Origin of the sequence: Planomonospora parontospora, assembly GCA_014647935.1 — a bacterium.
Lineage (GTDB): Bacteria > Actinomycetota > Actinomycetes > Streptosporangiales > Streptosporangiaceae > Planomonospora > Planomonospora parontospora.
In genome coordinates, this window is sequence record BMQD01000004.1 from 1 (window position 1) to 21,959 (window position 21,959).

19 protein-coding genes are annotated in these 21,959 nt (G+C 71.7%); 13 read left to right on the forward strand and 6 right to left on the reverse strand.

Features of this window, described 5'->3' with window-relative positions; genetic code table 11:
- Positions 1-249: 249 nt before the first annotated feature.
- From IEZ07_RS07615 to IEZ07_RS07625, 3 genes are read right to left on the reverse strand one after another with little or no spacing between them, the layout of a single operon-like run.
- The gene (locus IEZ07_RS07615) at positions 250-2,529 is read right to left on the reverse strand and encodes an FtsX-like permease family protein (protein ID WP_191894114.1); all 2,280 of its coding nucleotides are present in this window, start codon (positions 2,527-2,529) and stop codon (positions 250-252) included.
- 5 nt (positions 2,530-2,534) lie between these two features.
- On the reverse strand, positions 2,535-3,281 hold the full coding sequence (locus tag IEZ07_RS07620; protein WP_068894784.1) for an ABC transporter ATP-binding protein: 747 nt from the start codon (positions 3,279-3,281) through the stop codon (positions 2,535-2,537).
- Positions 3,282-3,294: 13 nt separating this feature from the next.
- Entirely contained in the window at positions 3,295-3,801 is a 507-nt protein-coding gene (locus IEZ07_RS07625; RefSeq protein ID WP_068894782.1) for a PadR family transcriptional regulator, read from the reverse strand.
- 133 nt (positions 3,802-3,934) lie between these two features.
- Here IEZ07_RS07625 and IEZ07_RS07630 point away from each other — a divergent pair, with 133 nt between their 5' ends.
- From IEZ07_RS07630 to IEZ07_RS07655, 6 genes are all read left to right on the forward strand, one after another.
- The gene (locus IEZ07_RS07630; RefSeq protein WP_191894115.1) at positions 3,935-5,200 is read left to right on the forward strand and encodes an ABC transporter substrate-binding protein; all 1,266 of its coding nucleotides are present in this window, start codon (positions 3,935-3,937) and stop codon (positions 5,198-5,200) included.
- Between the two features lie 102 nt (positions 5,201-5,302).
- On the forward strand, positions 5,303-6,643 hold the full coding sequence (locus IEZ07_RS07635; RefSeq protein ID WP_191894116.1) for an ABC transporter substrate-binding protein: 1,341 nt from the start codon (positions 5,303-5,305) through the stop codon (positions 6,641-6,643).
- A 12-nt stretch (positions 6,644-6,655) separates the two neighbouring features.
- Entirely contained in the window at positions 6,656-8,320 is a 1,665-nt protein-coding gene (locus IEZ07_RS07640) for an ABC transporter permease subunit (protein WP_301549308.1), read from the forward strand.
- Positions 8,317-9,195, forward strand: a complete 879-nt coding sequence (locus tag IEZ07_RS07645; protein WP_068894776.1) for a carbohydrate ABC transporter permease — start codon at positions 8,317-8,319, stop codon at positions 9,193-9,195. Before IEZ07_RS07640 ends, IEZ07_RS07645 begins: the two co-directional genes overlap by 4 nt.
- 111 nt (positions 9,196-9,306) lie before the next feature.
- Positions 9,307-9,984 carry a uracil-DNA glycosylase gene (locus tag IEZ07_RS07650; RefSeq protein WP_191894117.1) on the forward strand — a complete coding sequence of 226 codons (678 nt, stop codon included), beginning with the start codon at positions 9,307-9,309 and terminating at the stop codon, positions 9,982-9,984.
- A 48-nt stretch (positions 9,985-10,032) separates the two neighbouring features.
- Positions 10,033-10,392: a hypothetical protein gene (locus IEZ07_RS07655; protein WP_191894118.1), complete on the forward strand. Its 360-nt coding sequence runs from the start codon at positions 10,033-10,035 to the stop codon at positions 10,390-10,392.
- A gap of 78 nt (positions 10,393-10,470) precedes the next feature.
- Here IEZ07_RS07655 and IEZ07_RS07660 read toward each other — a convergent pair whose 3' ends face one another.
- Both IEZ07_RS07660 and IEZ07_RS07665 read right to left on the reverse strand, forming a co-directional pair.
- Positions 10,471-11,409 carry a hypothetical protein gene (locus tag IEZ07_RS07660; protein WP_191894119.1) on the reverse strand — a complete coding sequence of 313 codons (939 nt, stop codon included), beginning with the start codon at positions 11,407-11,409 and terminating at the stop codon, positions 10,471-10,473.
- A gap of 45 nt (positions 11,410-11,454) precedes the next feature.
- Entirely contained in the window at positions 11,455-12,225 is a 771-nt protein-coding gene (locus tag IEZ07_RS07665; protein ID WP_068894769.1) for an SAM-dependent methyltransferase, read from the reverse strand.
- A 258-nt stretch (positions 12,226-12,483) separates the two neighbouring features.
- Between IEZ07_RS07665 and IEZ07_RS07670 the strand changes: the two genes are divergently transcribed.
- The 3 genes from IEZ07_RS07670 (at position 12,484) to IEZ07_RS07680 (ending at position 15,158) form a co-directional block, all read left to right on the forward strand.
- Entirely contained in the window at positions 12,484-13,503 is a 1,020-nt protein-coding gene (locus IEZ07_RS07670) for a MerR family transcriptional regulator (RefSeq protein WP_301549309.1), read from the forward strand.
- 79 nt (positions 13,504-13,582) lie between these two features.
- The gene (locus IEZ07_RS07675; protein ID WP_191894121.1) at positions 13,583-14,140 is read left to right on the forward strand and encodes an RNA polymerase sigma factor; all 558 of its coding nucleotides are present in this window, start codon (positions 13,583-13,585) and stop codon (positions 14,138-14,140) included.
- Between the two features lie 52 nt (positions 14,141-14,192).
- Positions 14,193-15,158, forward strand: a complete 966-nt coding sequence (locus tag IEZ07_RS07680) for a YbgA family protein (protein WP_191894122.1) — start codon at positions 14,193-14,195, stop codon at positions 15,156-15,158.
- On the opposite strand, the gene IEZ07_RS07685 is transcribed toward IEZ07_RS07680, so the two are convergent.
- Positions 15,091-17,133, reverse strand: coding sequence for an MMPL family transporter (locus IEZ07_RS07685; RefSeq protein WP_239319661.1), 2,043 nt, complete (start codon positions 17,131-17,133; stop codon positions 15,091-15,093). The genes IEZ07_RS07680 and IEZ07_RS07685 overlap by 68 nt on opposite strands.
- A 903-nt stretch (positions 17,134-18,036) precedes the next feature.
- Here IEZ07_RS07685 and IEZ07_RS07690 point away from each other — a divergent pair.
- The 4 genes from IEZ07_RS07690 (at position 18,037) to IEZ07_RS07705 (ending at position 21,906) form a co-directional block, all read left to right on the forward strand.
- On the forward strand, positions 18,037-19,986 hold the full coding sequence (locus IEZ07_RS07690) for a hypothetical protein (protein ID WP_191894124.1): 1,950 nt from the start codon (positions 18,037-18,039) through the stop codon (positions 19,984-19,986).
- On the forward strand, positions 19,983-20,603 hold the full coding sequence (locus IEZ07_RS07695; RefSeq protein WP_191894125.1) for a hypothetical protein: 621 nt from the start codon (positions 19,983-19,985) through the stop codon (positions 20,601-20,603). Before IEZ07_RS07690 ends, IEZ07_RS07695 begins: the two co-directional genes overlap by 4 nt.
- Positions 20,604-20,610: 7 nt before the next feature.
- Entirely contained in the window at positions 20,611-20,913 is a 303-nt protein-coding gene (locus tag IEZ07_RS07700) for a hypothetical protein (protein ID WP_191894126.1), read from the forward strand.
- Positions 20,914-21,096: 183 nt separating this feature from the next.
- Positions 21,097-21,906, forward strand: coding sequence for an SAM-dependent methyltransferase (locus tag IEZ07_RS07705; RefSeq protein WP_191894127.1), 810 nt, complete (start codon positions 21,097-21,099; stop codon positions 21,904-21,906).
- The last annotated feature ends 53 nt before the right edge of the window (positions 21,907-21,959 follow it).

The following is a 21,959-nucleotide window of genomic DNA, read 5'->3' on the forward strand; positions in this document are numbered from 1 at the left end:
AAGACAGTGATCTTCAACGAAAGATCACTCTCTTGGTGGACGTTTCGCAACAGTCACTGAGGGCGTCCGCGGACCGGCCCCGCACCGGCGGCGACGGGGGTCTGCGCGCGGAACCGCCCCCGCACCGGCGGCGACGGGGGTCCGGCCCCCGCACCGGGCGGTGATGAAGGTCTGCGCGCGGACCGCCCTTCCCGGCGCGGCCCGGGCGGGCGGCTCCTACCGCGCCGTCACCGCGCCGTCACCGGGCCGTCACCGGGCCGTCACCGGGACCTGCGCGCGGGCCGCCCGGCGGGCCGGGATCAGGGTCACCAGCAGGCCCGCGCCGATCGCCGCCAGCGCCGCGACCGCGAGGACCGAGGCGGACGGGGTGCGGCCGATGCCCGCGCCGACGCCGCTGGTGTGCCCCTGCAGGTCGATCAGGCCGCCGACCACCGAGGCCCCGGCCGCGGTGCCCGCCGCCACGCCCAGCACGACCAGCAGCCCGGTCCCGGTGACCAGCGTCGCGGCCACCTGCCGGGGGGTCAGGCCCATGGCCTTGAGCACCGCCAGGTCGGAGGCGTGGTCGCGCAGGCCCAGGGCGCCGGCGGTGAGCAGGTTGGCCAGGCCCAGCAGCGCGAGCACCGCGGTCAGCGCCACGATCACCACCCGGATGACCGCGAGCCGCTCGGCCGGGTTGACCGTCCGCCGCACCTCCAGGGCCTCGCCGGAGGCGGCCAGCAGCCGGGCCCGGACCGCCTCTGCGTCGGCCCCGTCGGCCAGCACCAGCCGGTGGAACTGGGGCGGCAGGGCGTCCTTGGCGGCCAGGGTGTCCAGCCCGGTGGAGAGCACCTCGCCGTCCTGGTCGGGCTCCACCACCCGCCCGACGATGCGCACGATCAGCGGCGTGCCGCCGACGGTCATCCGGACCCGGTCGCCGATCCGCACGCCCAGCAGGTCGAGCAGGCCCTGCCCGGCGACGGCCTCGCCCCGCGCGGCGAACATCCGCCCTTCGGCGACCACCAGGGGGTACGGCGCCGCGGACGTGCCGAGCGCGCGGACCAGCACGCTCCTGGTCTGCCTGGGCTCCAGCGCCGAGACCTCGCTGCCCGGGTGGACGGAGCGCACCTCCGGGTCGGCCCGCGCGATGCGGGCGGCCTCGACGGCCGTGAGCCGGCCCGGGTGGACGGTGAGGGCGGCGGCCTGGCCGACCCGCTCGGGGCGGCGCAGGAAGTCGTCGAGGGTGGCCCAGCAGCCGAGGCCGATGGTGATCATCATCATCGGCACGGCCAGGCCGACGATGCTCAGGAAGGCGGGGGTGCGGCGGGTGAAGGCGTCGCGGGTGCCCAGCACGAGCGCGGGCGGGAGCCGTACCAGCAGGGCGAGCTTGGCCAGCCGCGACAGGCGGCCCCGGGGCGGGGCGGCCGGGGCGGCGGGGATCGGCGGGGTGCGGCCGCCGCGCCAGGCGGGCAGCGCCGCCGCCACCAGGACCACCGCGGCGGTCCCGGCCGCGATGGCGAGCAGCGGCAGCGGCGAGAGCGGCGGGAACGGCAGACCGTCCAGGGTGAGCGCCGCGGCGAGCTGCCCGCCCGCCGCGCCGAGGGCGATGCCGACCAGCCCGAGCGCCCCGTGCTCGGTCACCAGCAGGGCGACGACCTGGCCCCGGGTGTAGCCGAGGGACTTGAGCGTGGCGATGTCGCGCGTCTGGGCGAGCACCCGGCCGCCCGTCACGTTGGCGACGGCCAGCGCGGCGGCGACCAGCCCGGCCACGCCGAAGAGCCCCAGCAGCAGGCCGAGCAGCCGGTTGTCCAGCTCCATGGAGGCGCGGACCTCGCGCCAGGTGGACATGCGGCGGATCTGCTCGTCGAGCAGCGTGACGGCGCCGTGCACGGCCGGCAGCGTGTCCTCTCCGTCGGCGAGGCGCAGCCCGGTGACCGCCTCCCGGCGGCCGGGGGCGGGCTCGATCCGGGTGAGGGTCTCCGGCAGGGTCCAGGCCAGACCGGGCGTCCACTCGGGGTAGAAGCCCTGGTCGGCGGTCTCGGCCAGACCGACCACGACCAGGGGGTGGGAGGAGCCGCTGAGCGCGGTGACCGGGAAGGGGTCGCCGACCCGCAGGTCCAGCGCCTCGGCGAAGGAGCGCTCGACGACCGCCCCGCCGGCGTCGCCCACGCGCAGCCACCGCCCCTCGCGGACGAGCGGCGCGGCCGTCTCCGGCGGCACGGTGGTCGCCTCGCGCAGCGCGACCGGCGACTTGCGGCCGCCCAGGGTGAGCGTCACCGGCGCCGTGCGGTACGGCCCCGCGACCCGCACCACGCCGGGCAGGCCGCGCAGGGCCGCCAGGTCCGGGGCCTCGCCGGTGTGGATCCACACGTGCGCGCCCCGCGTCCGCTCGAACAGCCCGCGCCAGGGGTTGGTGCCGTCCTCCAGCAGGGTCGCCGCGGCGACCAGCGCGGCGACGATCCCGGCCACCGACAGGACGGTGAGCAGCGCCTGCCCGCGGCGCGCCCGCAGGTCTGCGCGGATCCAGCGGGCCGACGCCCGCACGGTGTCCACGGCGGCTAACCCCGCAGCTCCACCACGTCGCCGACGCCGCCCCGGGGGCGGCGCCGGGACACCGGGAGGGCGCCGTCGTCGACGATCTGGCCGTCGAGGAGGGAGACCACCCGGTCGGCGAGGCCCGCCACCCGGGCGTCGTGGGTGACCAGGACGATCGTCTGGCCGTCGCGGTGCACCTGGCCGAGCAGCTTCAGCACGTCGCGGGTGTTGCGGCTGTCCAGGTTGCCGGTGGGCTCGTCGGCGAGCAGCAGCCGGGGGCGGTTGGCCAGCGCGCGGGCCAGCGCCACGCGCTGCTGCTCGCCGCCCGCGAGCTGGGCGGGGGCGGCGCCGGCCCGGTCGGCGAGGCCGAGCGCGCCGAGGAGCTGCTCGCGGCGCTCGCGCGCCTCGCGGGGGGACGCCCCGGCGAGCAGCGCGGGCAGCTCGACGTTGTCGGCCACGGTCATGTTGGCCACCAGGTTGAAGAACTGGAAGACGAAGCCGATCTTCCTGCGGCGGAGCAGCGCCCAGGCGCTCTCGCCCAGCGTGTCGGCCCGGTCGCCGTCCAGCCAGATCTCGCCGCTGGTCCGGACGTCCAGGCCGCCGAGCATGTGCACCAGCGTGGACTTGCCGGAGCCCGAGGGGCCCATGATCGCGACGAACTCTCCCGGCTCCACCCGCAGGTCCACGCCCCGCACGGCGGGGACCGGCACGCCTCCGTCCTGGTAGATCTTGACGAGGTTGACGGTGCTGATCACAGGGGGGGTGTCCATCAGCCTCTCCGGTTCAACTGAGGTCCTCCTGGCAGCGTTCGAGCCAGTCGAGGTCGGCCTGCAGGTGCAGCATGGCTCCCTCGATCAGCAGGAGCGCCACCTGGTTGTCCGGATCGGTCCGCTCGGCGAGCTCGTTCAGGTCGCGCATGAGCGCAAGGTAGTGGCGGCGCTGCCGGTTGATCAATGCCATCCGGTCGGCGATCCCGGTCATCGGGGCCAGGACGAGCTTCATGAAGAACTCGTCGCGGACCCGCGGCCCCTCGGTGGGCTCGTCCACCCAGTCGTCCAGGGCCTCCCGGCCGGCGGCCGTCAGGTAGTAGACCTTCTTGTTCGGCCGGTTGGACTGCTCGACGTCCACCGCCCTGACCAGCCCGTCCTTCTCCAGACGGCCGAGGGTGACGTAGATCTGGCCGATGTTCGGCGAAGGATAGGCGCTGCCGAAGGTCTGCTCCAGCGCCTGTTTGAGTTCGTAGCCGTGGGCAGGTTCCTTCGCGAGGAGCGCCAGCAGGAACGGCCGCACGCCCACCTCCTCGTCGTGCCCGCGTTATGCGAGCGTTACGGACTCATCCGTTGACGTTCACATTAGCGCTGTGCATAACATGAATGCATCTACCTAACACGTATGTAACCCCACCGAAACCCGGAGGTCACAGGTGAACCGCCTGGTCCCGCTCGCCCTCGCCGCAGCGCTGCTGGCGGGGTGCACCGCGGGGACGGGCGGGCAGGAGCCTCCCCGGAGGGAGGGCGGGACGGGCCCCTTCACCCTGGTGACGGGGCGCGATACCACCGGTTACCTGCGTCCCCTGCTGGACCGGTGGAACCGTTCCCGTCCCGCCGAGCGGGTCACCCTGCTGGAGCTCCCCGAGGCGGCCGACGAGCAGCGCGCCCAGATGGTCGCCAACCTCCAGGCCAGGAGCGACCGCTACGACGTGCTCGGTCTCGACGTGGTCTGGACGGCGGAGTTCGCCGACGCCGGCTGGATCGTGCCGCTGGAGCGGAGCATGTTCCCGCTCGACCGGTTCCTCCCGCCGGTCGTGGACACCGCCGTCTACCGCGGCAAGCTCTGGGCGGTGCCGTACACCAGCAACGCCGGCCTGCTCTACTACCGCAAGGACCTCCTCGCGAAGGAGGGCCTCGCCCCGCCCAGGACCTGGGCGGAGCTGCGTGAGCAGGCGCGGGCGCTGCACGAGGAGTACGGCGTCGGCGGCTACGCCGGGCAGTTCCTCGCCTACGAGGGGCTGACCGTCAACTTCGCCGAGGCCGTGCAGTCGGCGGGCGGCGGGCCGATCCTCAGCCCGGACGGCACACGGGTCACCATGGACGCCGCCGGGGCGAAGGCCGGGCTCGACTTCCTGGTCGGCGGGCTCCGGGAGGGGTGGATCCCGAAGGAGTCGCTCTCCTACAAGGAGGAGGAGTCGCGGCTGGCCTTCCAGGAGGGCCGGCTGGCCTTCGCCCGCAACTGGCCGCCCGCCTACGGCCCGGCCACCCAGTCGGAGATCGCGGGCAGGTTCGCGGTCACCCGGCTGCCGGGCCTGGACGGGCCGGGCTCCAGCACGCTGGGCGGGACCAACCTCGCGCTCAGCGCGTTCTCCAAGCGGCAGAAGTCGGCGGCGGAGTTCATCCGCTACTTCACCGGGCTGGAGAACCAGCGGCGGGTGCTCACCGACGGCTCGTTCCCGCCCGTGTGGACCGAGCTGTACGACGACCCCGCCCTCATCAGGCGCTTCCCCTACCTGCCGGTCCTGAAGGAGAGCATCCTCTCCGCCAGGCCCCGGCCGGTGAGCGCCAACTACGACCAGGTGAGCCTGGCGATCGCCGGTGCGGTCTCAGGCGCGCTCACCCCGCCCTTCGAGGAGTCGAGCGACGACGTCGTCGCCTCCCTGAAGGGCCAGCTGAACGAGATCATCAGGGCTCCCTGAAACCGGGGGCGATCCTCCCGGCGAGCCGTCATCCCCATCTCGTCGTCATCCGAAGTCGTGCAAACCTCGGGGGTTTGAAAAACAACAGGAGGTCTTTCCGTTATGCGCAGAACCATCATCACCGCGACGACCGCGGGGCTCGCCCTCGCGCTCGCCGCGTGCGGCGGCGGATCCACCGGCACCACCGGGACCACCACCGCTCCCGCCGCGAGCGGCGGGGCCTCCTCCGCCCCCGCGGCGGCCAAGACCCTGGAGGGGGTGACCATCGAGGTCGCCGCCAAGTGGACCGGCCCGGAGCAGGCCAACTTCCAGAAGGTGCTGGACGCCTTCCAGGCCAAGACCGGCGCCAAGGTCACCTACTCCTCCACCGGCGAGGACACCGGCGCCTATCTCGGCCCGCGGATCCAGGGCGGCAGCCCGCCGGACGTCGCGATCCTGCCCCAGCCCGGCCTGGTCCAGCAGTACGCCGACGCCAAGTCGCTCAAGCCGCTCACCCCTGAGGTGATCAAGCAGATCGACGAGAACTACACCCCGTACTGGAAGGAGCTCGGCTCGGCCGACGGCCAGGTGTACGGCGTGCTGGTCAAGGCCGCGCACAAGTCGCTGGTCTGGTACCGCGACCAGGCCTTCGCCGACGCCGGGGTGCAGCCCCCGGCCACCTGGGACGAGCTGGTGAAGGCCGCCCAGACGGTCGCCGACTCCGGCACCCCGCCGCTCTCGCTGTGCGGGGCGTCCGGCTGGACCCTCACCGACCTGTTCGAGAACGTCTACCTGTCCACCGCGGGCCCGGAGAACTACACCAAGCTCTCCAAGCACGAGATCCCGTGGACCGACCCGAGCGTGACCACCGCGCTGGAGAAGATCGCCCAGCTCACCGGGAAGAAGGAGTTCCTGCTCGGCGGCACCTCCGGCGCGCTGCAGACCGACTTCCCGACCTGCGTGACCCAGGTCTACGGCCAGGACAAGGCGGCGATGGTCATCGAGGCCGACTTCGTCGGCACCACGGCCGAGGAGTCGGGCGCCAAGCTCGGCGAGGAGGCCAAGTACTTCCCGTTCCCGAAGGCCGGTGAGACCGCGCCGGTCGTGCTGGGCGGCGACATCGCGGTGGCGCTGAAGGACTCCAAGGGCGCCATGGCGCTGCTGGAGTACCTCGCCTCCACCGAGGGCGGCGAGGTCTGGGCCAAGCTCCCCGGCTACCTGTCCCCCAACCGCAACGTCTCCCCCGACAACTACCCGAGCGAGCTGACCAAGCAGCTCGCGCAGACGATCATCTCCGCGGGTGAGTCGGTCCGCTACGACATGTCCGACCTGGCGCCCAGCGCCTTCGGCGGCACCGACGGCAAGGGCGAGTGGAAGCTCCTGCAGGACTTCGTGCGCGACCCGTCGAAGATCAAGGAGATCCAGAAGAGCCTCGAGGCCGAGGCCGCCAAGGCCTGGAAGTAGAGGAGGCAGGCCGTGACCGACCGGTTGGACGGCCCGCCGGACCCCCGCGGCGACGACGGCGACGCCGTCGCCGCGGGGTCCTCCCCCGGCCCCCGCATCCCCTCCGCCGAATCCGCCCCGGATTCCGCCACCGGAACCACCCCGGATTCCGCCACCGGAACCACCCCGGACTCCACCTCGGATGCCACCCCGGACTCCACCTCGGATGCCACCCCGGACTCCACCTCGGATGCCACCCCGGACTCCACCTCGGATGCCACCCCGGACTCCACCCCGGACTCCACCCCGGCATCCGGCACCGGGGCCGCCGCCCCGCCCGCGGTCCCGTCCGTCGCCACCGCGGGACCGGCCGCACCGGCCGCGGCGGGCACCCCGAAGGCCCCCCGGCTGGGGCCCTCACCCGTCATGGCGGTCCTGTTCCTGCTGCCGGGCGTGGTGCTGCTCGGCGCGATGGTGATCTACCCGATCGTCTACTCCGTCTTCCGGAGCCTCTACGACGCCGGCGGCGAGAACTTCGTCGGCGCCGAGAACTACGCGACGATCTTCCAGGACGCCTCGACCCTGACCACCATCAGGAACAACCTGATCTGGGTGGTGGTCGCCCCGCTCCTGGTCACCACCCTGGGACTGATCTTCGCGGTGCTGACCGAGCGGATCCGCTGGGCGACCGCGTTCAAGCTGATCGTGTTCATGCCGATGGCCGTCTCCCTGATGGCCTCCGGCGTCATCTTCCGCCTGGTCTACGAGCAGGACCCGGACCGCGGCGTGGCCAACGCCGTCCTCAGCTCGGTCCGCGGCGTCTTCGGCTCCGGTGAGAGCTATCCCGACGCCCGGCCGAGGGAGAACGACCAGTCCCCGGTCACCGCCGCCCAGGGCGCCGTGGTGACCAAGGGGTCCGCGAAGCCCGGCCAGGCCGTACTCCTGCCCCTGGTCGGCGTGAAACCCGCAGACCTCGCCTCGGCCGCGACCGCCCGCCCGGCTCCGCCGGGCCCCGGCGAACTGGCCGGGACCGTGTGGTTCGACTTCACCCAGGGCGGCGGCGGGCAGGCCAACCAGGTGGACGGCACCGAGAAGGGCCTGGCGGGCATGACCGTCGAGGCGGTCCGGGGCGGCCCCGGCGGCGAGGTCGCGGCCACGGCCGTCACCGAGGCCGACGGGACCTTCCGCCTCACCGGGCTCTCCCCGGGCGACTACACCCTGCGGCTCCCCCGGTCGAACTTCGAGGCCTCCTTCAACGGCCTGTCCTGGCTCGGCCCGGCGCTGATCACCCCGGCGATCATCGGCGCGTTCGTCTGGGTCTGGGCCGGGTTCGCCATGGTGCTGATCGCGGCGGGCCTGTCCGCCATCCCACGGGACGCGCTGGAGGCCGCCCGCATCGACGGGGCGACCGAGTGGCAGGTGTTCCGCAGGATCACCGTCCCGCTGCTCTCCCCGGTGCTGCTCGTCGTGTTCGTCACGATGATCATCAACACGCTGAAGGTCTTCGACCTGGTCTTCGTCATCGCACCCGGATCGGTGCAGCCGCAGGCCAACGTGATCGCGCTGGAGATGTGGCGGGTCTCGTTCGGCGGCGGCGGGAACCAGGGGCTGGGCAGCGCGCTGGCCATCTTCCTGCTGGTCCTCGTCCTGCCCTTCATGATCCTCAACATCCGGCGGTTCAGGAGGGACAACCAGTGACGACGACCTCCGCTCTCGGCGCGCCGCCCCGCGGCGTCCTGGGCCGGATCGCCGACCGGGTCGGCGGCGGCCTGGTCCAGGCGGTGCTGGTGGTGATCGGCGTGTTCTGGCTGGTCCCCACCCTGGGCCTGTTCGTGGTCTCGATCCGCCAGGAGACCGCCAACAACTCCAGCGGCTGGTGGACCGCGTTCACCAAGCCGGCCGAGTTCACCCTGCGCAACTACGCCGACCTGCTGGCCACCGGCTTCACCTCGTCGTTCTGGAACACCGTGGCCATCACGGTGCCCACCACGGTCCTGGTGATCGGCATCGCGGCCATGGCGGCCTACGCGTTCGCCTGGATGCAGTTCCCCGGCCGGGACGCGCTCTTCCTGGTGGTGGTCGGCCTGCTGGTCGTGCCGATCCAGATCGCGCTCATCCCGATCGCGAAGCTGTACGGCGGGCTCGGCATCTTCGGCTCCATCCCCGGCGTGGTGCTCTTCCACGTCGCCTTCGGGCTCCCCTTCGCCATCTTCCTGCTCCGCAACTTCTTCGCGGGCATCCCCGGCTCGCTGCTGGAGGCGGCGCGGATGGACGGCGCGGGCGAGTGGAAGATCTTCTCGACCGTGGTGTTCCCGCTGGCCAAGCCGGCGGTCGCCTCGCTCGGCATCTTCCAGTTCCTCTGGGTCTGGAACGACCTGCTCGTCGCGCTGGTCTTCGCCAACACCGAGAACCAGCCGATGACCAAGGCCCTCCAGTCCCAGATGCGGCAGTTCGGGACCAACGTCGACATCCTGGCCCCGGGCGCCTTCCTCTCGCTGATCATCCCGTTGATCCTGTTCTTCGCCTTCCAGCGGTACTTCGTCCAGGGAATGATGGCGGGTTCCGTGAAGTAGGGAGGCGATCCGAGGGGGGCAGGCCCGGTGCGGCCAACGCCGGAAGGCGCGGCCGCACCGGGCCTCACGATGCCGCCCGGACTGTCGGTAGATCCCGATAGGGTGCCGCCCATGGCCGCACGTCCTTTGAACGAACTCGTGGAAGCCGGGTGGGCCCAGGCCCTCGAACCCGTCGCAGACAAGATCGCCGAAATGGGCGACTTCCTCCGGAAGGAGGTCGCCGAGGGCAGGCAGTACCTCCCGTCGGGGGACAACGTCCTGCGTGCCTTCAAACAGCCCTTCGACCAGGTCAAGGTGCTGATCGTCGGCCAGGACCCCTATCCGACGCCGGGCCACCCGATCGGCCTGAGCTTCTCGGTCGCGGCCGACGTGCGGCCCATCCCGGGCAGCCTGCGCAACATCTACAAGGAGCTCACCGAGGACCTCGGCCTCCCGATGCCGGGCAACGGCGACCTGACCCCGTGGGCCGAGCACGGCGTGCTCCTGCTCAACAGGGTGCTCACCGTCATGCCCGGCAAGCCCGCCTCGCACCGCGGCAAGGGCTGGGAGGAGGTCACCGAGCAGGCCATCAAGGCGCTGGTCGCGCGCGACCAGCCGATGGTGGCGATCCTGTGGGGCCGCGACGCCCGTTCGCTCGCGCCGATGCTCGGCGACGTGCCGCGCATCGAGTCGGCCCACCCGAGCCCGCTCTCGGCGCGCAGCGGCTTCTTCGGCTCCCGGCCGTTCAGCCGCGCCAACCAGTTGCTGGAGCAGCAGGGCACGAGCCCGGTGGACTGGAAGCTCCCTTGACCTCCCCCGGGCCGATGGGGTCTCGGCTGGGCACTAGGATTTCTCATCATGAGTGATGAATCTGGCACCGAGCGCTACCTGCGTCTGACGGTCGAGCTGACGGTGGAGGTGCTCGACATCGAAGCCCTCCAGGCCACCGCGCTGAAGGAGATCAACGACCCCGAGACCGACCTCGACGACGACGAGCGCAAGGAGCAGGCGGAGATGGTCTCCGCCGACGACAGCGGTGCCACGGCGCTGCAGTGGCTGATCGAGCCGGACCACGTCCTCGGGCTGATCGAGCACGTCGAGCAGATCGAGCCCCGCGAGGCCGTGCTGAGCGTCGAGCCCTCCGACGGTCCGTCCGACGAGGAAGACGACGATCACGACCACGACGGCCACGGCCACGGCCACGGCCACGGCCACTGAGGTCTGACGCAGGGAACAGGTGAGAGGGGGCCGCACCCGTCCGGGTGCGGCCCCCTTCCGTACGCCGCGGAGCGCCGGTCAGCCCGTCAGCACGTCCTCGCGGCGGGCCTCCAGGGAGTCGCGCCGCCGGGCCAGCTCGCCGCAGCGGGCGGCCAGGCCGTCCACCGTGCCGCTCACCCACCGGGCCGTCTCGGCGACGGCCTCGCCGGTGCGGGCGATCCGCTGGTGCTTGAACGCGTCGGTGACGATGTTGTCGAAGAAAATGTCGGCGAACCAGCGGGTGTCCACCTCGGGCATCACCGGGGCGACGTGCACCCCGACGTCGGCGAGCTCGCGGGCGAAGGCGTCCAGCGCGCGCTGGGCGTGCCAGGCGGCCTCGTCGGCGTTGCGCAGGTGGCCGTGCTCCACCATGTCCGCGAAGGTGCCGCCGCCCAGCATGTCCCAGGCGGAGGCGCCGCGCGCGCCGCCGAGGCAGCGCAGGACCTGCCCGACCGCCTCCGCCGCGGCGGTCCCCGCCCGGTGGGCCTCCTCGTGCTCCCGCAGGTCGGCGGCGGTCTCAGCGAGCTCCCGGGCGATCCGGGAGAGCTCGCCTCCGCGCGGGTCGCCCGACGCCATCAGCAGGCGCTCCTTGCGCTCCAGCAGCGCGCCGTACTCCTGCGGGGCCGGCCCGACCTCGGCCAGGCCGCTCTCCACCGCCGCCCGGTCGGCCTGCAGCCAGCCGAGCCGGGCCCGCTGCCCCTCGATGCGCTGCCGTACGGCCTGCGCCTCGGCCCGCTCCCTGGCGAGCCTCCCCTCCCGGGAACCGGTGAGCCCGGACAGGAACGCGGTGAAGCCGCCCTCCAGCCGGGAGACGTCATCCTCCTCCTCGGCGAGCCGGATCTCCAGGTCGCCGAGGAGCGTCTCGACCTCCTGGATCTGCGCGGCCACGGCCCGGCGCTGCCCGGTCAGTCGTTCCAGCCGCCGTACCCGCTCGCGGGCGGTGCGCAGGTCATCGTCGAGGGTGTCGAAGGAGGTCACACCTGTAGCGACGTCCGGAAAGGGGAAATCGTTCCGTCCGCGCGCTCAGCGCTTGCGGCCGACCCCGCCCCAGCCGAGGATCGCCATGCGCTCCAGCACGTTGGGTGCGATGAAGGCGTCGTTGTCCAGGAGCTCGAAGTCGCCGAAGAAGCGCTTGATCTCCTCGACGGTCCGCGGGGCCACGCCCGAGTTGGCCCGGGAGTAGACGTCCTTCATCCTGTCGGTGTCCTCGGCCCGGCGCTCGGTCATCGACAGGTGGGTGACCACCAGGAAGCTGCCGGGCGCCATCATCTCCCGCAGCTTGGCGACCTCGGCGTAGGGGTCGTCGAGGAAGTGCAGGATCGCCACGAGCAGCACGGCCACCGGCTCGTCGGGTTTGATCAGGCCCGTCCCGGCCGCCCGCTCCCAGATCTCCTCGGGGGCGCGCAGGTCGCCCTCGACCATGGCGACCGTGGGGGTGTTGGCGAGCAGCGCCCTGCCGTGCACGCAGACCACGGGGTCGTTGTCGACGTAGACGGTGCGCGCCTCGGGGGTGGCCGCGTGCGCCACCTCGTGCACGTTCTTCCGGGTGGGCAGACCGGCGCCGATGTCGACGAACTGGCGGACGCCCTGTTCCGCCGCGAGGTGGCGGACCACGTTGCCGAGGAACTCGCGGTTCATCCGGACGCCGTCGCGCGACTCGGGGAAGGCCTTGAGGATCTGCTCGGCCGCCGCGCGGTCGACGGCGAAGTTGTCCTTGCCGCCGAGCATGAAGTCGTAGATGCGGGCGACGTTGGCCGTGCTCACGTCGATCCCGTAGGGGTTCCGATCGCTCATCGCAGCCGCCTCACCCTGCTGTCCCACTCGCCGCGGACCGGCATTTCCGTAGATCGTAGCCGAGACTCCGCCGGCGCGGAGGCCACTACGGACATTGCTCTCTTTCCTGTCTTAGGGCACAAAAGCCTCAGCCATTCCTGTTCGCTCATCCAGCGTCGGCATCCCCCGGCGACCGCGCTCCGAAGACACCTGTGGGGGAACGGACCCGGGCCCCACCTGGCAAGCTGGGCCGGAGAAGTCGTGAGGGGATGGGGGCAGATGACCGCCGAGGACGGGCCGGACTACGGCATCGGAGCCGTCGCGCGCCGGCTCGGCGTGCCCGCCCCCACGCTGCGCACCTGGAACCTGCGGTACGGCGTCGGCCCCAGCCGCCGGAGTCCCGGCGGCCATCGGCGCTACGACGCGGCGGATCTGCGGCGCCTGGAGGAGATGAACCGGCTGATCCGGTCAGGGGTCCCGGCCGCCGACGCCGCCAGGCACGTCCTGGAGGCCCGGTCCGCGACCCGCGGCGAAGAGATCCCGGCGGAGGACGCCGGGACCGCCGCGTCCGCCGTCGGATCCGCTTCGGAGAGCACCGCTGGGACCGTCACCGGTCCCGTCCCGGAGACCGCCGCCGGAACCCCGTCCCCGGCGACCGGGCCGGTCGGCCCGCAGGTCCCGACTCCGGCGATGCTGGCCCGGGCCGCCGTCGCGCTGGACGGCGAGGCCGTGTCCGACTGGATCGGCGAGGCCCTGGCCCGGCACGGCGTCCTGTGGACCTGGGAGCGGCTGGTGCTGCCGGTGTTCGCGGCGGTCTCCAGGCGCCAGCTGGAGACCGGGGCGGCCGTCGAGGTCGAGCACCTGTTCTCCGACCGGCTGGCCGCCGCGCTGGCCCCGCTGACCAGGCGGCCCCGGACGCCGGTCAACGAGCGGCCGGTGCTGCTCGCCTGTGCCGAGGAGGAGCAGCACAGCCTGCCGCTGCACGCCCTGGCCGCCGTACTGTCCCTGGACCACGGGGTCGAGACGCGCGTGCTGGGCGCGCGCACGCCGTACTCCGCGCTGGCGGACGCGATGCGCCGCCTGGGCCCGGCGGTGGTGTTCGTCTGGTCCCACCAGGCCTCGACCGGCGACCCCTCGCCGCTCGCCGCGCTCCCCTCGCTCCGCCCTCCGGCCCGCGTCCTGGCAGGCGGCCCGGGGTGGCGCGACGGGCTGCCGCCGTCCGTCCCGCATGTCACGTCCTTCCGCGACGCCCTCACCCGGATCTCCGCCGCCCTGCAGCCGTCCCCCGGCCCTCGCTGATCCCGGCCCTCATTTGCGATCACACCCCTCCGAGGCGTATGAATAAGTTTTGAATAGGTTATCTCGAAAGGAGGCCGCCATGGCGGCAGGGATCACCATCGAGACCACGGGCGCGGGCGCGAGCCTCAACGTCCGGCTCTCCGCCGGCGACGAGACGGCGCTGGAGGAGTGCCTGCGGGCGCACACCGCCCTCATCCGCTCCTACCTGCGCAAGTACGTGCCGCCGCAGGAGGTGGAGGACGTGCAGCAGGTGGTCTTCGCGGAGGTGTGGCGCTCCCGGCACCGCTTCGACCCGCTCCGGAGCCTGCCCGCCTGGCTGCTCGGCATCGCGCACAAGCGGGCGGTGGACCACCTGCGGGTACGCAGGCTGCACACCGTCCCGCTGGAGAGCACGGCCGAGCCGGCCGGTCCCGCCGAGGCGGCCGACGGCGACGGCCTGGCCGACCGGGACGAGATGCGCCGCGCCCTGGCCGCGCTGCCCGCACCCCAGCGCGAGGCGATCGAGCTGGCCTACTACGGCGAGCTGACCCAGCGCGAGATCTCCGAGCGGCTGGGCGTCCCGCTGGGCACCGTCAAGGCCCGCACCGCCCGGGGCCTGCGCAGGCTCTCGGACATCCTTACCCCGGCCGCGGCATGAACCCCGGCCTCAGCGGCAGGAATCAGATATGGACATAAACCATGTAACCACCATGAACCACTACCAGGAGGACGAGGTCCGGCCGCGTGTCGCGGTCTCCAGTTGCCTGATCGGCGAGATGGTGCGCTTCAACGGCGGCCACAGCCGCGACAGGTTCCTCAGCGGGGAACTGGACCCCTACGTCGACTGGGTGCCGATCTGCCCGGAGATCGCGATCGGCCTGGGGGCCCCGCGTGAGACCCTCCGCCTGGAGCGCTCCCCCGAAGGACCGCACCTGGTGACCAGGAAGACCGGGCGCGACCTCACCGAGAAGATGACGGACCTGGCCGCCGAGCGGGCGCGCACCCTCGACGTGGACGGCTACGTCTTCAAGTCGAAGAGTCCCAGCTGCGGGATTCACGGCATCCCGGTCTACGCGGGCACCGCCGCCGTGGACCGCCGGAGCCGCGGCGTGTTCGCCGGCCGCATCCTCGACGCCCACCCGCTGCTGCCGGTGGAGGACGAAGGACGGCTGCACGACCCGCTGATCCGGGAGACCTTCGTCGAGCGGATCTTCGCGAACGCCCGGCTCCGGGCCCTGCTGGAGAGCGACTGGCGCCCGCGCGACCTGGTCGCCTTCCACGCCCGCCACAAGATGCAGATCCTCTCCCACGACCCGGACGTCTACCGGGAGACCGGCCGGATCGTGGCCCGCGCGGGCGCGCTCGGCCGCGCCGAACTGGCCGCGCGGTACGCCGAGGCCTTCCGCACCGCCTTCGTCAGGAAGGCCAGCGTCGGCCGCCACGTCAACGTGCTCCAGCACTGCGCCGGCATGATCGGCGACCTGCTGGACCCGGTCCGGCGGACCGACCTGGCCGAGGTCATCGCCTCCTACCAGGCCGGCCTGGTGGCGCTCAGCGTGCCGCTGGCCCTGATCCGGCACAACGCGCGCGGCGCGGCCGCCTCCTACGTCAGGGACCAGACGTACTTCGCACCGTTCCCCGAACGGCTCCGGCTGCGGAACCACGTTCCCGCGTGAGCCCGCGGTCCGGCCACCACATCCACCGGCCCACGTCCAGGGTCAGCGCGGTGAGCAGGACCGAGCGGACCACGAAGGTGTCGAGCAGCACGCCGAACGCGACGACGAAGCCCAGCTCCGCCAGGACGACCAGCGGCAGCACGCCCAGCACCGCGAAGGTGGCCGCGAGCACCACGCCCGCCGAGGTGATCACCCCTCCGGTGGCGGACAGGCCGACGAGAGCGGCCTCCCGGGTGCCGCGCCCCGCCGCCTCCTCCCGGATCCGGGTGATCAGGAAGATGTTGTAGTCGACGCCGACCGCCACCAGGAAGACGAAGGCCAGCAGCGGCACCCCGGTGTCCACCGCGGCGAAGCCGAACAGCTCCGTGAAGACCAGGCCGCTCACCCCGAGCGCCGCCGCGAAGGACAGCACCACGGTGGCCATCAGCAGCAGCGGCGCGACCAGCGCGCGCAGCAGGATCACCAGGATCACCAGGACGACCCCCAGGATCAGCGGGACGATCACCCGCAGGTCCCGCTCGGAGGAGAGCTTCCCGTCCAGGTTGACCGCCGCCGTGCCGCCGATCAGCGCGCCGGGGATCTCCCGGAGCCGTTCGACCGTCTCGTAGGCGGCGGGGCTGTCCGGCGCGTCCTTCAGCGTGCCGCGCAGCAGGACCTGCCCGCCTCCCGCGCCCCGGTCGCCGATCCGCTCCACGCCCGGGTCCGCGGCCACCGCCGACGTGACCCGCCCGGCCTCGCCGGAGGGTGCGAGGACCAGCAGCGACCCCTCCTGGCCGGTGCCGAAGCTCCGGTCCAGGACCTCCGCGCCGCGCACCGACTCGGGCGCCGTACGGTAGGCGTCGGCCTCGGCCAGCGGGCCGACCGTCGTGAGCGGCAGCGTCAGCGCCATCGCGCCCAGGACCGCGGCGGTACCGATCCAGACGACGCGGGGGCGGCGGGCGATCACCCGGCCGACCCGATCCCAGAGGCCGGACCCGCCCTCGGCCGCACCGCCGTACACGGGGACCTTCGGCCAGAACACGCCGCGGGGGAAGACCACGAGCAGCGCTGGCAGCAGGGTGAGCATGGCGGCGAGCGCGCAGACCACGCCGACCGCGCAGACCGGGCCGAGCCCGCGGGTGGCGTTCTGGTCGGCCACCAGCAGGCAGCAGAGCCCGGCCACCACGGTCGCGGCGCTGGCCGCGATGGCCGGGGCGGCCCGCCGCAGCGCGAGGTCCATCGCCTCGTGGCGGTCCTCGTGTACGGCGAGCTCCTCGCGGTAGCGGGCGACCAGCAGCAGCGCGTAGTCGGTGGCGATGCCGAACACCAGCACCAGCAGGATGCCGCCGCTCTGCCCGCTCACGGTCAGGTCGGCGTACTCGGCCAGCAGGTAGTTGCCCGCGCGGGAGCAGGCGAGCGCCACGCCCGCCGCGAAGAACGGGATCAGCCAGAGCAGCGGGCTGCGGTAGGTGACGAGCAGCACCAGGACGACCACGGCCGAGGTCGCCGCCAACAGCGTCGCGTCGATCGACCCGAAGACCTCGATCGCGTCGGCGCTCTGCCCGGCCGGCCCGGTCACGTACGCCCGGTCGCCGGTGATCTCGCGGATCCGGTCGACCGCCGCGGTGAGCACGTCGTAGTCGCTCCCGTCGAGCGGCACCACCACCTGTACGGCCCCGCCGCCGGGGGCCGGGACCGGCGGCGACACCTGCCCGGCGACCCCCTCCAGCCCGGCGAACCGCTCCGCGTCGGCGGCGGCCTCCGCCACCGGCCGCCTCTCGTAGACCACGATCGCCGGGACCCGGTCACCGGCCGCGGAGGCGCGCTGCGCGTTCTGCACCAGGGTGGACTCGGCCTCGGCGGGCAGGAACGACGCCGGGTCGTTGCGCTGCACCTCCTCCAACCGGCCGCCGAGCACGCCCGCCCCGGCCGCGACGAGCAGCCAGATCACCAGGACCACCCATTTGCCCCTGCGCCCGCACACCGCCGCGCTCAAGCCCCGCACCGCGCCCGCCCCTCGTAGGAATCGCCACAGTCGTGGGAATCGCCACCGTTCACACGGGCTTCTTCGCCGCCGCGGCCGTCCGCGGTTGCAGCCCCGGGAACGGACCGTCCCGGACGGCCCTCCCCTGAGAGAAATCGGTTACACCACCGGCACCGCCGGACGCCGGAGCAGGGGCCTGTGAGCACCGTCCATGCAATATCTGCATAGTGCTACGCAGGTATTACATGGACGGCGCCGTTGCTCGGGCCGGGGACCCGAAGCGGGCACGCCGATGAGGATGCGCCGACGTCCTCACCGATCACGTGACCGAGGACTTCTTGCCGGACGGCGGGTTGGCCGGTACGACCGTTCTGGCCGCCATGCTGGACCGTGGTGTTGATGAGCCGGACCGGCGACTTGGCGAGGATCTCCTGAAACGCCGATCCCTGCAGGCCATCGCAGATCTCGTTTTTGTACCGTGGGTTTCGTCCCATATCTCCATGGATACGGCACGGCGTATGGCTCGCACATGATATGAGGGTTTTCCGTTTCACGGCAGAACCCGGAGCACGCGGTCACCGACATCCGCTGCTCCGCCCGCTCCGGAGAACACCAAGAGATATACCTCAATACCAAGCCAAGGCATAGTCTGGTCTTTCCGTGCTCGTGTTCTGACCGACCGTGCTGGAGTCCGCCGTCGCCATGGCTCATCCGTATCCCATGCCCCCGTCGGCCACCCGGTCGCCCGGCGTCCGGGAGACGCCCCAGGCCGCCGTCGCCTCACCCTCGCCGAGCGCTCAGGCGGCTCCTGCCGCGCCCGCCGCCCAGCCGCCTCCGGCCCCGTCCCCCTCCGGCTCCCTCCCGCGTCCGACTCCCACTCAAGCCCCACCCGATCCCCGGCGAACTCCGGGAGGCATGAGCGACGAGTTCTCGGGGATAGACCCGGCCGCGATGGACGACTTCGAGGGCGGGCTCGGCCGGGCGGAGGACGCCATCGGCCGCGGCGAACCCCGCGTCCGCGCGGCCCTGGAGAAGCTCGACCTGGACACCTCCGCGCTGGGCGCGCTGCGTGAGGCGCGGAGCTGGATCGGCTCCAGCCGCCCCGACCTGCGGCGGCGCAGCGAGGCCATCCGCTCGGAGCGCACCGAGTGGGGCTCCTCCGGTCTGCCCGGCGGCCTGGCCGCCTTCGACGAGTCCCTGTACGGCAAGGCCTCCCGCGATCCCGACGTCTACGCCGCCACGGTCAAGCTGGCCGAGGCCGCCGAGAAGGGCGAGATCGACGCCAAGACCGTGGCGGAGCTGGAGAAGCGCACCGGCGACGCTGCCTTCACCACCGCGCTGCTGACCACGCTGGGCGCGACGACGTTCCGCGGCCTGCTGATGGGAACCGCCAAGGGGAGCGAGAAGCAGGCCAAGCGGCTGGAGGCCGCCCTCGGCAAGGCGATGGGCACGGCGAGCCCGCGCCTGGGCAAGTCCTGGATCGACGAGCTGACCGCTCCCCTGTCCTCCTCTCCGGCGGGGCGGCAGGGGCAGCACTGGAATTATGAGGCGATCACCCGGGCGCTCAGGCACGGCACCTTCAGCACCGCCTTCCTGGTGGCCCTCGCCAGGAAGGTCGACGCCTGGGACCGCACCTCGGACAGCATGGGCACCCACTCGAAGGTCGTGGTGCCCCTCATGGAGACCCTCGCCCGCCACCCCGAGGCGGCCCAGGACTTCTTCGCGGGCGACCCCACCGCGATGAAGCACTACCTCACCACCCCGTCGAAGATGAGCGACGACGGCGTGGCCCTGGGCAAGGCCCTGGAAGCCTCCATGCTCCACTTCCGCGACCACTCCGGCACCCCGGACAAGCCCTCACGCGGCTACTGGTCGGCCATGCTGGCCTCGCAGTTCATCCACATCGAGGCCGAGCGCATCAAGTCGGGCAAGCCCTCCGAGTCCCTGGTCCCGCCCACCACCACGGGCCGTGTCCTGGCCGGGTTCATCGCCGACGTCAATCGAGTCGCTCACGAGCGAAGCACCGTTGTCCCACCCGCCGTCCACGGCGCCGACGATCCCAACACTCTCGGACAAGATCCCTGGGGAGCCCACTTCAACAAGGAGGAGCTACGCCAGGTGATGAAAGACGCCTTCTCTGACTCCAAGAGCTTCGCCTACGTCATAGCCGCTCAGACGACTTTCACCAGCTGGCTCATCGATCAAGCTGCGGCCGGCATGAATGCCAAGCAGCCCGATGACACACTCCTGGCCAGTACGAAACGGGTCGGAGCAGGCTTCGGCTTGATCATCGATGCAACCAACCTGACCAAGATCGAAGAGGGAAAGGAGTTGGACGAGACCCAACAGCGGAACATGAAGGTGCTCCTGGCTGCGGTCAACTCCGGCCTCGCCATCCCTCAGCAGATGGGCTGGCCGATCCTGGCTGGAGCCCTGGGGTCCTGGACTGGACTGGCCGAGGACTTAGCCAAAGGTGACGCCGAGGACAAGGCGCGTACAACCGCCGATGCCGCCGTCGACGAGTCCTGGATCCTCGTACGAGACCTCACCGCTCAAGCCATGCTCAAGCATGGCCTTTTCGGTTCGGTTGAACCTTCGGCCCCGACCCATCCCTGGGCTTCACTGGAAGACCTGAAGAAGGGTGACGACCCGCGCGACAATCCCAACAACTTCCTCGAAGAGGACGGTCGAACGCTTATGAGCAGGGATGAAATGATCAATGAAGCGGCGACCGACGGCAGCCAGTACCGCAGAGCTGATGCCTACGAGCGTTGGCTCAACGGACCCGCAGGACAACGCTGGCGAGATGCCGAAGAACGATTGGGACAAGGCTTCTCCAGTGCCTTCTCCCAATACGGATCATGATGATGAGAGCATTCGCTCCGATCGCGGCACTGCTGTGCGCACTGGCCCTCATGACCGCATGCCAGAGTGAAGCAGAGACGCCTATCGACCGCACCCCGCTCCCGGCCACAGCCGCACCGCCGTATATCTGCGGCCATATTCCCCTGAAGGCAGTGGAGCTGATGACCGGGGTACGCGATCCGCTGGTTCGTGGCCGGTTCGATCTCACGAGCATCGGAGGTCTCGGGGACGGGAGCTGCGCAATCTATCAGCGGAACGGCGAGCAACTGAAAGTGTTGCTGATCGATCTCACTCCAGTGGGGTCCTTAGAAAAAATCAAGGAGGCGATCGGATATGGGGCCTCGCCCTTACCGGAGATCGTTCCTGGTGCCGTCGGCCATTACTCGAAGGACCCTCTCAGCGAGCACAACGCCGCGGTCGCCGTACTCGTCCGGGGCAAGGCACAGCTCTCCGTTCAACTGGAGATCGGCGTCGAAGGGCGGGACAACGCCGCCGATGTGGCGGCGATGATGAAGCTGATCGCGCCGAAGCTGATCACCGATGCCAGCGCCCCGGCCGCGAGCCCGTCGGTGAGCCCTTCCGTCGAGGCCGCCTCCCCCTCCTCCACGAAGGACTGACCGGACCATGGCCGAGATGGTGCCCAATCCGCTCCACGAGGCGCTGGGAGAGGCGCTCCGGATGGTCGAGCCGCTGCTGGAGGAGGTCGAGGAGGCCGTCGAGACGCCGTTCCAGGCGTTCCACTCCGGCAAGGTCTGGACCGGGCCGGCGGCCAAGCGCTTCGACGAGCGGCTCGCCCACCACCGCACCCGCATCCGCACCTCGGGCGAGAAGGTCGTCTCCGACCTGCGCCAGGCCCTCGCCCGGACCCCGAGCCAGGTGACCGAGGAGGAGGCCAGGGCCATCGGCGCCCGCTACGGCCTGCTCTGAGATCCGGCCCGTCCCGAGATCCGGCGGAGTACCCCCTCCCAGGTTCCACGGGTCGCACCGACCCGCGTCCCACCCCGAAAAGCGGCACCGCATGCCCAGAAGATCCGCACAAAGATCAAAAAATCCTCGTACGTCATCTAGCATCACCAGCAGAGTGATCAATCGGGGTCCGAGGAGAGCGTCATGGAAGACGAGCAGGCACCGGCCGGGATCGATCCGTCGATCCCCAGCGTGGCCCGGATGTACGACTACTACCTGGGCGGCAAGGACAACTTCGCCTCCGACCGCGAGGCCGCAGAGAAGATCATCCAGTTGATCCCGGAGTCACGGGCCAACGCCCGGGCCAACCGCGCCTTCCTCTCCCGCGCCGTGACCGAGATCGCCGGGCGGGGCGTGCGCCAGTTCCTGGACATCGGCTCCGGCCTGCCCACCCAGGAGAACGTCCACCAGGTCGCCCACCGTGTCATCCCCGACGCGAAGGTCGTCTACGTCGACAACGACCCCATCGTCCTGGCCCACGGCCGGGCCCTGCTGGAGGACAACCCTCACACCGTCGTCGTCCAGGCCGACATGCGCGAGCCCAAGGCCCTGCTCGACCACCCCGAGATCCGGGCGCGGATCGACTTCGACCAGCCGGTGGCCGTGATCCTGCTGTCCATGCTCCACTTCATTCCCGACGACGCCGACGCGGAGGCCATCGTCACGGCGGTCCGCGAGGTCATGGTCCCCGGCAGCCATCTGGTGATCTCCCACGTCCACGCCGGAGACCGTCCGGTGGCGGCCCACGACGAGGCGAAGGCGGTCTACCGCACCACCACCGCCGGATCGGTCACCACGCGGACCCCCGCCCACCTCGCCGCCTACACCGAGGGCCTGGAGGTGCTCGACCCCGGAATCGTCCCGGTCCAGGCATGGCGTCCGGAGTTCGAGGAGGACGCCGCGTACGACCTCGGCAAGCCCGGCATCCTCGGTGTGGTCGCCAGGGTGCCGTGAGCGGGGAGGCACATGCGTTCATCGCGTCCCACGCTCCCGGTCGCCGAACAGGT